At 55.4% G+C, this 13828-nt stretch carries 11 protein-coding genes; 6 read left to right on the top strand and 5 right to left on the bottom strand.

The window, feature by feature from the left end; genetic code table 11:
• Window positions 1-138: 138 nt before the first annotated feature.
• Window positions 139-1461 carry a branched-chain amino acid transport system II carrier protein gene (brnQ, locus tag AACY98_RS02895; protein ID WP_339801366.1) on the top strand — a complete coding sequence of 441 codons (1323 nt, stop codon included), beginning with the start codon at window positions 139-141 and terminating at the stop codon, window positions 1459-1461.
• 237 nt (window positions 1462-1698) lie between these two features.
• Window positions 1699-2757, top strand: coding sequence for a DUF1176 domain-containing protein (locus AACY98_RS02890; RefSeq protein WP_339801363.1), 1059 nt, complete (start codon window positions 1699-1701; stop codon window positions 2755-2757).
• Window positions 2758-2903: 146 nt separating this feature from the next.
• On the opposite strand, the gene AACY98_RS02885 is transcribed toward AACY98_RS02890, so the two are convergent.
• Both AACY98_RS02885 and AACY98_RS02880 read right to left on the bottom strand, forming a co-directional pair.
• Window positions 2904-4124: a DUF3142 domain-containing protein gene (locus tag AACY98_RS02885; RefSeq protein ID WP_339801361.1), complete on the bottom strand. Its 1221-nt coding sequence runs from the start codon at window positions 4122-4124 to the stop codon at window positions 2904-2906.
• 47 nt (window positions 4125-4171) lie between these two features.
• Window positions 4172-6541: a hypothetical protein gene (locus AACY98_RS02880; RefSeq protein ID WP_339801358.1), complete on the bottom strand. Its 2370-nt coding sequence runs from the start codon at window positions 6539-6541 to the stop codon at window positions 4172-4174.
• A gap of 625 nt (window positions 6542-7166) precedes the next feature.
• Between AACY98_RS02880 and AACY98_RS02875 the strand changes: the two genes are divergently transcribed.
• Window positions 7167-8171, top strand: coding sequence for a reverse transcriptase family protein (locus AACY98_RS02875; RefSeq protein ID WP_339801356.1), 1005 nt, complete (start codon window positions 7167-7169; stop codon window positions 8169-8171).
• A 57-nt stretch (window positions 8172-8228) separates the two neighbouring features.
• Here the strand turns inward: AACY98_RS02875 and AACY98_RS02870 are convergent, their stop codons facing one another.
• Window positions 8229-9374, bottom strand: coding sequence for an alanine racemase (locus AACY98_RS02870; protein ID WP_339801353.1), 1146 nt, complete (start codon window positions 9372-9374; stop codon window positions 8229-8231).
• Between the two features lie 108 nt (window positions 9375-9482).
• Here AACY98_RS02870 and AACY98_RS02865 point away from each other — a divergent pair, with 108 nt between their 5' ends.
• From AACY98_RS02865 to AACY98_RS02855, 3 genes are all read left to right on the top strand, one after another.
• On the top strand, window positions 9483-10406 hold the full coding sequence (locus AACY98_RS02865; protein WP_339801608.1) for a LysR family transcriptional regulator: 924 nt from the start codon (window positions 9483-9485) through the stop codon (window positions 10404-10406).
• A 168-nt stretch (window positions 10407-10574) separates the two neighbouring features.
• The gene (locus AACY98_RS02860) at window positions 10575-10955 is read left to right on the top strand and encodes a RidA family protein (protein ID WP_339801350.1); all 381 of its coding nucleotides are present in this window, start codon (window positions 10575-10577) and stop codon (window positions 10953-10955) included.
• Between the two features lie 33 nt (window positions 10956-10988).
• Entirely contained in the window at window positions 10989-11672 is a 684-nt protein-coding gene (locus AACY98_RS02855; RefSeq protein ID WP_339801348.1) for an HAD-IA family hydrolase, read from the top strand.
• Between the two features lie 70 nt (window positions 11673-11742).
• On the opposite strand, the gene qseC is transcribed toward AACY98_RS02855, so the two are convergent.
• Both qseC and AACY98_RS02845 read right to left on the bottom strand, forming a co-directional pair.
• Window positions 11743-13116 carry a quorum sensing histidine kinase QseC gene (qseC, locus tag AACY98_RS02850; RefSeq protein ID WP_339801345.1) on the bottom strand — a complete coding sequence of 458 codons (1374 nt, stop codon included), beginning with the start codon at window positions 13114-13116 and terminating at the stop codon, window positions 11743-11745.
• On the bottom strand, window positions 13116-13778 hold the full coding sequence (locus AACY98_RS02845; RefSeq protein ID WP_339801343.1) for a response regulator: 663 nt from the start codon (window positions 13776-13778) through the stop codon (window positions 13116-13118). Before AACY98_RS02845 ends, qseC begins: the two co-directional genes overlap by 1 nt.
• Window positions 13779-13828: the final 50 nt, after the last annotated feature.

The following is a 13828-nucleotide window of genomic DNA, read 5'->3' as shown; positions in this document are numbered from 1 at the left end:
CTTGTTGGGCAACATCCGTTATCCTTTCAGGCTGAGCATTTAGCGTATCCGCATTATCAGGTGCACTTCAGCCCGCTTTTTAGGGCGTGCTTCCTGCGGCCCATCGCAAGAATGTGCAGTTACGTTTTACAGTCTGTCATGAATAAAAAAACCATTGCCATCGGATTTATGCTGTTTGCCCTGTTTTTCGGGGCTGGTAACCTGATTTTCCCACCCAGCCTGGGCTGGAGAAGCGGAGATACTTTTCACTGGATGATTCTGGGCTTTATCATGACGGGCGTCGGCCTGCCGCTGATCGGGGTGGTGGCCGGCCTGTTTTCTGAGCACGGCTTTAACAGCGAAGCTAGGCGTGTGCATCCGGCTTTTGCCGTTTTGTTCATGGTCACCATTTATCTGACCATCGGGCCTTTTTTTGCTATTCCGCGAACAGCGGCCACCGCATTTGAAATGGGGGCAGCCAGCTTTTTAGACCCTGCTCTGATGGACTGGCGCATTGGCGGCTTCAAGCCGCCCTTGCTGATATTCAGCTCGCTTTACTTTCTGCTTGTGTTTGCGCTGAGCGTTAAACCCAACCGCATTGTCGATGTGGTTGGAAAAGTGTTAACCCCCCTGCTGCTTTTATCCATCATTGCGCTGGTCGTCAAAGCATTTTTTGTACTGGATGAGCCGGTTACCAACATTGCCAGCGACTTCAACGCCAATGCACCGTTCATGAACGGTTTTTTGGATGGCTACGAAACCATGGACACCATCGCGGCGGTGGCATTCAGCATCATCGTACTGAAAGCCGTGCGTGCCACCGGCTTAAACACACACAAAGAAGTATTCAGCAATGCGTTCAAAGCCGCGCTGATTGCAGGTGGCTTTCTGGCGCTGATTTACCTGGCACTGGGCTGGATTGGCAACCATTACCCCATCAGCGGGCAGGAACAGGCGGCGCTGGCTGCCAGCAAGCAGCACTATGGCACCTACATTCTGACCCAGGTGGCCGCCGCAACCTACGGCAGTGGCGGAAAACTGCTGCTGGCCATTGTGGTGACTCTGGCCTGCCTGACCACAGCCATCGGACTGATCGTATCGGTCAGCAGTTACTTTTATGAACTGTGGCCAAAACACTCCTATAAGACCTATGCCATCATTTTCACGCTGATCAGTTTTGTGCTGGCCAACCAGGGCCTCAGCCAGGTGATCCAGGGTTCCATCCCCGTGCTGCGGGTCATCTACCCGATTACCATCGTGATGATTGCCCTGATTTTTATTGACCGGCTGTTCAAAGGCATTCCTGACCTGTGCTTCCAGCTTGCCATTGGTGTGACCGTGCTGGTCAGTTTGTTGTCGCAGGTCTATCCGGCATCGATCAACTGGCTGCCGTTTGCAGGCGTTTCGATGCAGTGGGTGCTGCCCGCAATCGCAGGGCTTGTCATTGGCACACTGGGAATGTTCAGGAAAAAGAACGCCTAACAATACCGCATACGGGTTGCATTATTTTCCCAATTCCCGCAGTACCGCTGCTGTATGTATATAGCCGTCTGCACAACCGCCTTATGAAACAGCAAGGCCGGTTCAGTCGTATTTCCGATCAATTTCAGTGTTTTTCCCTTTACGGCCCAGTGCTGGCTAGAATGCGGCATTACGGCACCACAGTACACATACTGGCCTTTTACATTCAAATGGACTGACAAGCAACAAATCTGCAACATGAATCCACCATTGCTCACAACCATCAAACACATCGGCCTGATTTTTACCGCGGCCATTTTCAATATATTTGCAGCAGCCGTGCAGGCGCAACCAATACAGGGCATTGCTTTTTCGCATCATGACTGGGAGCTGGCATGCGACAACACCGGCACCTGCCGTGCTGCCGGTTATGAGGCTTTTGGTGAAGAGGGGGATCTGGGCATCTCTGTTTTGCTGACCCGTGCAGCCGGGGCCAACCAGGCGGTCAGTGGTGAGCTATATGTGCGCGACTTTGATGATGAAAGCATACTGCCCCTGACAATTCAATTCCAAATTGGCGACAAAAGCCACGGCACCATTGATTACCAGACCGCCCCGACTGCCCTCAGTGCAGCACAGGTGCAGGCGTTGCTCAATGCAGCCAGAACCGATCAGCCCATTGTGTTTTCAGATGGCAATGAACAGGGCATACTCTCCGGCCAGGGCATGAGCGCTGTTTTTTTGAAAATGGATGAATTCCAGAACCGGGTCGGCACCACAGGTGCCATGATCCGGCCAGGCAACAAACCGGAAACCGGCGTACTTCAACCCCGGCCTGTGCCTGAACTGCTCATCCCGCCCACACGTGATGAAGATGAAACATTGAAGCAATACTACCTGAACCAGCAGGAAAAACTCATTGCCCTAACCCAGGACACTTATGCAGAAGAATGCTCTCTTCGGGATGACCAGGAGCAGACTTTGGATATTTACCCCCTGAATGACCAGCACGCTTTGTTATCACGTTCCTGCTGGTCTGCCGCCTACAATACCGGCGATGCTTTCTGGCTGATTGACCGCGATTTGAATTCTGCCCAACTCATTACCAGCATGGCAACAGGCTATGAAAACGGCCAAATCTTTGTAGGCCAAAAAGGGCGTGGCATCGGCGACTGCTGGTATGTGGAAACCTACTCGTGGGATGGCAAACAGTTGGTCGCCACGCAAATGGCCTCCACCGGCATGTGCAAAGGCCAGCCGGGTGGTTTTTGGCTACTGCCAACGGTTGTGTATGACGCGAAACACGCAAACCCGTAAAAACCGCGCCCATATTATTGTGGAATGCAGCACGCACCTGTCAGGCAGCATTCTAAAAATCAGGAAACAGCCGCTTCTTCCACGAAGTGATCACTCTTTGGTATATTTCTTCCACACGTGAATTGCTGCACGACAGGCTGCGTGCGCTATTTTTCAACCCCCAGTTGCAAAACGCGTACCTCTGAACAGCGGGCCCAGCCTATTTCCCGCGTTTGTTGCGCACGCAGCATACCGGGGTGCTGCCGCACCAGCCGCATGGCGCCGGTTTCAGATGCCAGGCTGTAGCCGGTCAAACCATCGGCATAAAGGCACTCTGCTGGCAATAACACTTTCAGCGGCAACGGGGCATCCACCTCACCTTTGTTTTCAAGCATCACCTGGTACAGCCCCGGTTGCTGCGGCGAAGGCAAAAGGAAAGCATGAACATCTGTCTGCAAAGCGTCACCCCGGACCACGGCCAGCCAGGTGTTCAGGCTCCAGGCCCGCCGGTCCTGTGCCGTTGGCAGCCGGAACCAGACAATGCCTTTGAGATGCGGCACCGCCTTGCTTTGCAAGGTGGCGATAAATTCGGCCATCTGCTGCGGCTCCACCAGCAGTTCACGGGCATGTTGCGACAGCACGTGTGAAGGCGCTTCACTGGTAACGGCAACAACGTTATCTTTTTCATCCCAAGTGACGCGCGAGCCGTAGTTCGGCAACGCCACCATAAACGGGTGCGGTGTTTGCAACGAATAGGCCTGCACCCACTTCAATGCATCATCGGCATTAAACAGGCCCTGTTGCAGGCTGGATACGGCATGCACCTGCAAAACGGAGGTATCAACCGCAGACAGCAGTTCCACAAGATCGGCTGAATTCAGCCAGTCAGGCAATGCGGTGATGGACAGTGTGGCATCGGGCGGCAGTTTGGACCTGAGCAGGCGCAGAAATTGCGTATATTCGCCCAGGCGCTGCGTGCCGCAATCATAGTCAATTTCCAGCCCCACCACCAAAGTGCTTGCGTTATGCCATGTTTGCCACACGTCAGCAATCTGCCCGGCCCACAAGGCCGCGTCTGCCATGCCAAGGTGCCCGTCAATACGCACCACGGCCACCACGCTTTTACCGCTGGCCGTTAAAGCGGCCCAGTCAGGCGCTACCTGATAAAGGCCACGTTCGGAATGGGCCTGAGCGGCCAAAACACGCCATTGCCCAATTGCCGGGGTGGCCTGGTGCACGGCATCCACCACAGCGGGATTCCACAGGCGCTGCCAGATATAGGCCTCGTGCACCATCTGCACAGGTTCCTGCCTGCACGCTGCGCCCAGCAAGGCCAGCAACAGCATGGCAAAGCCTAATACGCCATGCCTCCATCTTGTTTTACACATGCCGCCACCCGGCTGAAAAAATTGCGGAATACATTGTTAAAGCCAGATCAACCGTTGTTGCCTGCTTTGGGTTCTGCGCGCTTTCTCCTGTAACGGATGCCGGCCCACACAGGCAATAACAAACAGGCAAGCAAACCTGCCCCTGCCACACTCCATACTAAAGGCGCACCAAACCGGCGGACCAGCGCCTGATAGGTCAGTTGCCAGTAATCACGGCGGGCTTTGTCAAAGTCAGGCTCAGGGCAATAGTCGGGGTTGAATCCCCAGTCCACCATCGCGCCCTCACGCACATAGCGTGCATACAGGCGTTTTTTGCTCTCGTCATCGCCCCAGCCGCTTGCATGGCACAGCATGGCGGCAAAGGCCTGCGAGCGGGCAGGTACCTTGTCTGCCGCCTGTTCCACCAGACCAATGGCCACATGGCGGTAATACCAGCGCTTTTCGGGTTGCGAAACGGTTGCGTTGTAGCGGGCAAGCTCGTCCGCCCCCTCCCAGTCAGAAGCGGCAAAAGTCTGCCGCATATACGAAATGGGGGGCCCCTTGTGTACCCCTGCCCAATTGTCATTACCTAAGTGTCCCTGGTAGCCGATGAGCTCTTTGCCATACAACCGCAAAAGCATGGCCGCATTGAACAGGTGCTGCGCCTTTGTGATATCCGTCTGCCAGAAACGCCCGCTGTCACTCAACGCCTGAGCATAGGCCTGCGCCTGTGCAGGCAGGTCTACATGCTCGCCAGACATGTTGGCATATGACGCCGGAAAATAGGAAGCGGCTTCGTCATAACGGGCATCGCGCATCAACCTCCTGGCCAGCAGCCAGCGCAGGCAGTCATTGCCGCTGGCAGGCCGATAGGCACATGCGCCGCTCGTCAATTCGACACCGTCTGTTGCAGGCACATGCGTATCTACGAACAATTTGAGTTCATCGGTGGTCAGGATGCGCTCGGCCAGATAAGTGGCATCCCCATAGTAAAAAAACTTTCTGTCGCTGTCCTGATTGAAATACCACGCATCCGGATTGTCTGCCTCCAACTCAGCATTTCTTTGGTATGCCATCCATAAAAGCTGCATGGCCTGCATGTAGTCGCTGCGTGCCAGCGCCAGCACACCTGACTCGGCATACACAAGCGCTTCATTGCCGGGGGCAATGCTGGGGGTAGGTAAATCATTTTGCGCAAATGCCTGCAACGCCAGTGCATAGGCATCTGCGGCGGCATTCAGGTCGCCTTTTTGCAAGGCCAGCTTGGCGCCCACCCAGGCCACCAGCGGCGAATCGGATATCTGCACAAACCTGGCCGCCAGATCGTAGCGCCCGGTGCGGTAAGCCAAAGCCGCCAATCGGTCCGCATCTTCATGAGGCCCGGTATCAGGCAAAGCCGCCATCGCATCTGCCAGCGTGCTCAGATACCCGTCCCGAAATGCATCGGCTTCCTGCGGATAGGAACCATCCCTGCGGTCGATTGTGCGCCGCATGCCGTCAGTCACCAGCACACGCCTTGCCACAGGGTCGTTTAACAGATGTGCAAACAACTGCGGATGGCGATACACAAACCCTGAAACGAATATCAATGACGTGTAGCCACCGCCATCTCCATCACTGCTGCCCTGATCATGCGCCAGTACCTGCCTGGCATACAAAGAGAAGGCTTGCCGGAAATCCTCTGCCTGCAACGATTCAGAGCACCCGGTTGTTGGAAGTGTTTCAAAAGAGCTATTGTATATTTCAGGCCAGCTGCAATACCAGATGTGTGCCCTGGCCTCTTCCCCCAGGCTGGTTACCGCCAGCCCTTCTGCATCATTGGCGCCTGAGCGCACCAGTTCGCGCGTGAGCTGAAAATACTGCTGCGCTTTTGTACTTTGTGCCTGCTGGTAAGTCTGTAATGAAGCACCTATCGGCTGCGCCTGCGGCATGGTGATTTGCCGCAGATGCATGCGCCCAAGCATGAAGGCTGCCCAGGATGAGCGCAGTTGTGCCTCTTGCGGATTTAACGCCAACACGGCCTCAAACCTTTTGCGCGCCCGCTCCCAGACCGGGTAGCCTGCATTCCCCGATGTATAAAGGTGATAATCCACTGCCGCAGCTGTATACAGCCGGACATCCTCCGGCAACCCAGCGCCTAGCTGATACGCCTGATCGCCATCAGCCGCCTGGCGCATCTGTAAAATCTGCTGCTTTTGCTCAGCGCTGACATCCGGGCGCTGCACGACTTCGCTTCTCAGTGGCAGGTCTTCCGCTGTCAGTTGTCCAATCTGTTTTAATTCATAAGACAGGCTGTTGTAAGGCGTTGCACGCAGTGTCCAGTCCCTGTTACTGAGCGCCTGTGGCGGCCAGCCCCCGCCGCCGCAGGCCCAGACAATACCGATCATGCCCATCAGCACAGATGCCCACAACAGCACGGCCACCAAACGATGCTTCAAATATATACCCAAAAGAAATCCCGCCCCTACATTCTAAATGGTTCAACAACGCGTTTCTGACGATTCACCGGTTCTGATCCATGCGCCATACCGGTATGTATACCGGCATTGGCATGGCCCGGTGCACAGCACATCAGCCGCCTGGCGCAGGGTATTTTGACCCTATGCCCGGCCTTGTTGCATTCTACAATGTCACGGTAATTAAACGCCTGTTTTTGCCCCCATCTGCCTGAGTATGCCGGAGCATGCCGGATGTGATGTTGCCGCATCGTGCCCGCCCTGCTTTGCGTGCCCATGTGCTTTTTACGAATTCATACAGAGGGCATCAACACACCCTTGGCGTACCGGCGGTTTGATTGTTCAGGTGCTCTTGCATATAATCTGCCGCAGAGGCAATAGCTTATCCGGATGAGTCAACCTCATCTGGACCGGCAGCGAGTCGTTGCCGGTAAATGGTTACCTGGAAAACTCAGACCATCATATGCTCCAATGTACCGCTGCACATTGCATGTGCGCATAGCCTTCGGCTTTTCGGTACACCTCCACATATGATGGAATCACTTTAGCGTATTGCCTCTGCCCTTTTTCTCCAGGGTTTTTCACGACCCGTGTGATAGGAGCCAAAGTGCCAGACAACGATTTATGGAAGTACTGCACCGCTGAGCACTGCAAGGAACTGTTGTTGTCTTTCAGGCTGTTTGGCAACACAGCATGGACGGGTGAAAAACAGATTGCCTGCCTGTATGCGCTCAGCAGGCACATCGGCAAGCATTATGCCTGTGCCGTCATTCCCAAGCGTGATGGCTCTGCGCGCCACCTGCTGGTACCCGACCCTTTGCTCAAGCAGGTACAGAAAAATATCCTGCACCATGTTCTGGCGGAAATGCCTGTTTCCCCGCATGCCACAGCCTACCATCCCAAAGCCAATGTCTTCGCCAATGCAATGCCCCACCTCAGGCAACCGCAGGTGCTCAGGCTGGATATTGAGGATTTTTTTGGCACCATCACGTTCCCAATGGTTTATAGCCAGTCCTTCCCCTATGTCTACTTTCCGCCTTCGGTCAGAACACTGCTCACACACCTGTGCTGTTATCGCGACTACCTGCCACAGGGCGCGCCGACCTCTGCAGCCATATCCAACCTGGTGCTGAAACCGTTTGACGACCATATGGGGCGCTGGTGCAGCGAACGCGGCATTACCTACACCCGCTATTGTGACGACATGGTGTTTTCCGGCGACCTGGATGCCCGCGCCGTTAAAAACAAGGTGCAGAATTTTTTGCAGGCCATGGGGTTTAGCCTTAACCTGAAGAAAATCAGGCTCTCCACCCGGCACCAGCAACAGTTGGTAACCGGCCTGGTTGTCAATGAAAAAGTGCAGGCGCCAGTCCAGTACCGCAAGGCGTTAAGAAAAGAGATTTACTTCTGTCAGAAATACGGCGTGCAGTCCCATTTAACCCAAACCGCAGATCAAACCTACCTCCCGCACGGACACAATGGTGTAATGCGGTACCTTGCCAGCCTGCTGGGAAAGGTGAATTTCGTATTACAGGCCAACCCGCAAGACGCTTATTTTCAGCAGGCCAAATCCGCTATTCAGCACATGTGTGCGCAATTGAAGCACGCCTGACCTGATCCTGCTCTGCCCGCCTTTCTGCCTCACAGTGTATCAGCACAGTGCCGGCCTCTATGCCCACCCGTTGATTCTGGGCCAGTAAGCGGCACCTTCATCTTCACCATGCAGCAGGTGGTAGCCACCATACTGTGCCGCCGTGGAGCAGGCATGGTTGGGCAGAATGCGCAGTGGTGTGCCTACCGGCAGCAGGTTTACGGGGCCGCCGCTTCTGGAGCTGATAATACCGTGCTCCTGGTTGGCGGCAACCACAATCAAATCATCTATCGGCTCGCCCTGCATGTTGCACACCACGCCATAACCCTGGTCAACTTTCTGGCTGGCAGTGCCACGGTCACGCGATAAGGCCATCCAGCCCGCATCGGTAATGATCCAGCCTTTTTCTTCCTGATGCCCGATCACTGTGGTAGCAACAGACAGCGCAATGTTATTCAACCCGCACACACCAAGGCCAGCCATGACCAGGTCAAAAAACGCAAACACCCCGGCCCTGACTTCGGTCACCCCCTTCAGGTCTTTACTGAATAATGCGGTGGGGGTGGAACCCACGCTCACCATACGCACGTGCACGCCCAGCGTCCTGAGCATGTCGGCGCTGGCAACCACGGCATCGCGCTCCTGGTCGGCGTAGCGCTCAATTTCTGCCATTGAGCGGCTGTTGTACGAATTGCCCGCGTGCGTCATCACGCCAACAATATCCACCGGGCTGCCTTGCAGCAGTTTCACAATCTCTTCAATTTCCGGCGCGCACGGCGGCAGGCCGGAGCGGTGGCCGTCACTGTCAATTTCAAGCAGCACCTTGAGCGGCAGCCGGTGCTGCAACGCAAAGTCCAGCAAAAGCCGGGCAGTCTGCGTATTATCCAAAATCAGCTTGAGATCGACCCCGGCCAGCAGCAACTCTCTGACGTGCCCGAACTTATTCGGGGCAATCGCCACGCCGTACAAAATATCCGTAAACCCGTGCTGAAAGAAAAAGTCCGCTTCATGCAGCGTTGAAACGGTAATGGGCTTTGCGGCTGTATCAAAAAAGCGGCTTGCCACCGGGATTGATTTATTCGTTTTGACATGGGGCCGCAACGTCACCTTTAACGGCGCCAGGTGTGCTTTCATGCGCCGAATATTGACATCGAGCTTACGCACATCCAGCAAAAGATAAGGCGTCTCGGGGCCAGCCGGTATTTGAGTTGCTTGCGTGGGCATTATGACCTCCATCATGTTGTGCCCAGTATAAACAGAGTATCTTTAAGTATAAATTAATACTTTTTAACTCTATGGTTTAGTTTTTCTAAACTTAAATCAGGTTGCATGATGATTGATACACTGGACCTTCAATTTCTGCTCGCCATCAAAACACACGGCACACTGATCGGCGCGGCGCGGTTACTTAACGTCACCCCTTCTGCGGTCACGCAAAGGCTCAAGCAACTGGAAGCGCGGCTGGGAATTCATCTGGTTGACCGCACCGCCAGGCGGCTGCACTTTACGCAAGAGGGTGAGCTGCTGTGCCACAAAGGCGCGCATTTGCTACAACAGCACAAGGCACTTTGGGAAGAGGTGATGCAACAGCACGGCAAGCTGGTAGGCAGCTTAAAAATCAACGCCCCTTTTGGCTTTGGCAGGAAATACCTGACGGCCATTGTTGCGCAGTTTCACCACCTGTACCCGGATGTTGAAGTGCTGCTGAAACTCTCAGAGCAGCCCCTGCTGGAAGAGCAGGACCGGTTTGACCTTGTTTTGCACATCGGGGAGCTTTCCAGCTCCAACCTCATTGCGCATACCATTGCACCGAACCAGCGCTTTATCTGTGCGGCGCCAGCACTGCTTGAGCGCTGCGGCACACCGTCAACACCGCAGGACTTGTTGAACCTGCCCTGCATTGCCCTGCTGGAAAACAACGAAGACAACACGTTGTGGAGTTTTGAGCAGAAAAACAAAAAACAGACCATCCGCATCGCGCCCACACTGACCAGCAACGACGGCGACGTGGTGCGCACGTGGGCGCAAGCAGGGCTGGGCATTGTCATGCGCTCACAGTGGGATGTTGAGCAGGCCATTTCACAAGGCCTTCTGGTGCGCCTGCTGCCCAGATGGAAGCTGCCCGATGCGCCGGTCATTGCGCTGACACACCAGCGCAAAGGCATCCCGGAACGGGTACGCGCTTTCATGGTTATGCTGAAACAGCAGTTTGCACCTGTGCCGCCCTGGCAAAGCCATGCCAAAAAGCGTGGCTGAATGCACAGCCGCTCTGCATAGCCACATCTCAAAAAGAATATATGCATGGCCGATTTCATTTCAATTTTGCTTAATGAAACAGTTACCAATACTTAATTTACTCTTAACCATCCGCTGGCTATACTGGCTAGAACGTGTTAACACACCCTCGTAACACCAAAGGTTTATATGAAAACAATCAACAGCCCCCAGGTCACATTGCCCGCAGGCCACTACAGCCATGCCACAGTGGCAGGCAAGCTTGTATTTGTATCAGGGCAACTGCCTTTTCCGCTGGATTCCAAGGTACTGCCCGAAGGCATTGAGGCCCAGACCCTGCAGGCGCTGAAGAATGTGGAAGCGGTATTAATCAGCGCCGGGTCATCGCTTCCAAACCTGCTGAATGTGCAGATTTTTATTTCCGACATCGCGCTGTGGCCCGTGGTTAATCAGGTCTACAGCGAATTTTTGAAAGATGCCAAACCTGCCCGAACCATTGTGCCCTGCAACACGCTGCATTACGGCGCCCTGATTGAAATCAACGCTGTCGCACAGGTGGATGAGGTTTAACCCAGGTCATCATTTCATTTGGAGGAAAGAGTCATGAGCCAGCCCCAAGCCAACCCATCATTACCTGGCCATTCACTTGCCAGCACCACCCGCATCATTTTGTTTGACCTGCTCACCGCACTGCTTGATTCGTGGCAGGTCTGGAACGAAACCGCCGGCTCAGAAGCACTGGGAAAAAAGTGGCGCATGACTTACCTGAAACTCACCTATGGCTGCGGTGCGTACCGCCCATACGAAACGCTGGTGCGAGAAGCCGCGCTGGAAGCCGGCCTGGATGGCCGCCTGGCGCAGCAACTTGACGACAACTGGAAAAACCTTCGCCCCTGGCCTGAAGCAGCCGCTGTGCTGCGCACATTAAAACAGCAGTACCGGCTGGGCGTGGTTACCAACTGCTCCAACCGCCTGGGACATATGGCCGCAGAGCTTGTCGGGGTGCCTTTTGATGTGGTGGTCACATCAGACCAGGCCGGATTTTATAAGCCCGACCCGCGCCCTTACCAGCTGGCGCTGGAACTTGCCGGCACCAAAGCGGATGAAGCGGTTTTTGTCGCGGGTTCTGCTTACGACCTGTTTGGCACCGCGAAAGTCGGTATTCCGACATTCTGGCATAACCGCATTGGTCTACAGGCGCCCGAAGGCGCGCCCGCACCCATTGCAGAAATGCCCACATTGGCGGAGTTGCCTGCTGCCATTGCGCAATGGCAGCAACTGCGTTAATAGCGCACTGACATCGCTCTGATAAGGCGCTGACTGCAACAGCACCGGCGGGCCTGCCAACCTCAGGTGCTCAGGCAGGGGAAAACGCCACCGTTACTGTAAACCGCCCCTGGCTGGCGTTGATGTCCATGTTCAACCCGTGCAGTTGTGCAATGCGCTGTGCAATGGAAAGCCCGAGCCCGCTGCCGGATTCGGCTTGCCCCGGAGGCCTGAAAAAGCGCTCGCCCAGCCGTGCCACCGTGGCCGCATCCATCCCGGTGCTGGTGTTGCTCACTGTCAGCCCCGTGGTGTTCAGGCAGACGGCAATCTCTCCTGCCTCGGGCGTGTATTTGACTGCATTGCCAATGATGTTGCGCAGTAAAATTTCCAGCAGTTCAGGTTGCCCCAGCACGGTGCGTTCCTGGGATTCATCGCATACAGACAATGTGATGCCTTTGGCCTCTGCCTGTGCTTCAAAATCCGCGACCGCCGTTTGCACAAGCTGGTCCCATCTCAGCTGTGCCTGGCCCAGGTAATGCTGGGGGGTGGCCTGTTTTTTTCCGGCATCCAAAGACTCAAGCCGGAACAGCGTCAGCAACTGCTCCACCAGACGGCTGGCGCGGCCAATGCCTTTTTGCATCTGTGCGAGCGCATGGTCGCGGGTTTCAGCTTGTTTGGCATTGCGCGCCACCTGTGCCTGTACACTGAGCCCCGCCAGGGGGGTGCGCAGTTCGTGCGCCGCATCAGAAATGAATACCCGCTCGCGCCGGAGCATGGCGTCAATGCGCACAAACAGGCTGTTGAGCGCATTCACCAGTGGCCGCACTTCAGATTGAACATCCATCTCAATGGGGGAAGTGTCTTCAGGCGGGCGTTTTTCCAGGTTGCCCGCCACACCGCGCAACGGTGCAAGTTCGCGCGTCAGCATCCAGACCAGCCCAAACAGCAGCACCGGCAGCAGCAACACCCAGGGCAGCATCTGGCCGGCAAGCATGGCAAACGCCATATCGTCGCGGTATTCAAGCTCCTGCCCGACAGCAACAACCACCTGCCCATCCAGCGAAGTCAGCCAGACAATGCGCCATGGGTCACCATCCACATGCATGTTGATAAACCCACTGGCATGCGGCATGAATGGAAAGTGTTTGCCCTCTTCCCCGTCGTTGAGCAACAGCGTGCCATCAGCGCGGAACACGGCAAACGCCAGGGCGTCATCCTCCTGATCGCCCTCATCGCCATGGTCAGACAGCATGTCGTCTGTATCAGGAAGATGGCCTGCCACAGACACATATTCGGCTGAAGCCAGTTGCTTGGCAAACAGCATCTGCTGCGTGTCAAAGAACGTATCAATGTGCCGCTTGCTTTGCCACCAGGAAAATACCGCCGCCACCGACCATGCCACAAACAGCAGCACGGCAAAAAAAAGGCTGAGCCTTAAACGCAGGCTCCAGGTGCGCTTTGCCATTATTCAGGTGCTCCCAGGGTATAGCCAAGGCCATAAACGGTCTGGATAAAACCCTCACCCAGTTTACGGCGGATGTGATGGATATGCACGCCAACCGCGTTGCTGGCAATCTCATCGCCCCATGGGTAAAGCTTTTCCTCAATCTGCTCCTTGGACAGCACCTTGTCTTTGCGCAGCAAAAACAGCTCCACCAGCATCATCTCTTTCGGGCTGAGTGCAACCTCTTTGCCCTGTTTGCATACCAGGCGCCGCTCGGGGTCAAATGTCACATCCCCATGCACCAGAACCGCAGCCGCCGTCCCGTTGCTGCGGCGGATCAGCGCACGCAGCCTTGCATTGAGCTCTTCAAGCGCAAAGGGCTTGCCCAGGTAATCATCAGCCCCCAGGTTCAGCCCTTCCACCCGGTTTTCCAGGCTGCTGCGCGCCGTTAATACCAGCACCGGAAACGTTTGCCCACCGGCACGCCACGCCTGCAAAATATCCAGCCCGTCCACCGAAGGCAGGCTCAAATCCAGCACAACCGCATCGTAGTCGGCGCTCTTGCCCGCCTGCAGGCCGATGCGGCCATCGGTAAACCAGTCCACCACATAATCAAGATCGGTCAGCCCGGCCTTGATACCGTCACCAATAATCGGATCGTCTTCAATTAGAAGAATACGCATGCGGCCCCCTGGTTAACCGCCTCTGCCGGTTTTCGCAAGCGAAGTGCCCC

The organism is Saezia sanguinis (assembly GCF_963921665.1).
GTDB lineage: Bacteria > Pseudomonadota > Gammaproteobacteria > Burkholderiales > Burkholderiaceae_C > Saezia > Saezia sanguinis.
This window is presented reverse-complemented; position numbering and strand designations above follow the sequence as displayed.

Coding starts and splice junctions, on each gene's coding strand:
- AACY98_RS02885 (WP_339801361.1), bottom strand. CDS start 4,124: ATGTGTAAAACAAGATGGAGGCATGGCGTATTAGGCTTTGCCATGCTG.
- brnQ (WP_339801366.1), top strand. CDS start 139: ATGAATAAAAAAACCATTGCCATCGGATTTATGCTGTTTGCCCTGTTT.
- qseC (WP_339801345.1), bottom strand. CDS start 13,116: ATGGCAAAGCGCACCTGGAGCCTGCGTTTAAGGCTCAGCCTTTTTTTT.
- AACY98_RS02855 (WP_339801348.1), top strand. CDS start 10,989: ATGAGCCAGCCCCAAGCCAACCCATCATTACCTGGCCATTCACTTGCC.
- AACY98_RS02845 (WP_339801343.1), bottom strand. CDS start 13,778: ATGCGTATTCTTCTAATTGAAGACGATCCGATTATTGGTGACGGTATC.
- AACY98_RS02890 (WP_339801363.1), top strand. CDS start 1,699: ATGAATCCACCATTGCTCACAACCATCAAACACATCGGCCTGATTTTT.
- AACY98_RS02860 (WP_339801350.1), top strand. CDS start 10,575: ATGAAAACAATCAACAGCCCCCAGGTCACATTGCCCGCAGGCCACTAC.
- AACY98_RS02865 (WP_339801608.1), top strand. CDS start 9,483: ATGATTGATACACTGGACCTTCAATTTCTGCTCGCCATCAAAACACAC.
- AACY98_RS02870 (WP_339801353.1), bottom strand. CDS start 9,374: ATGCCCACGCAAGCAACTCAAATACCGGCTGGCCCCGAGACGCCTTAT.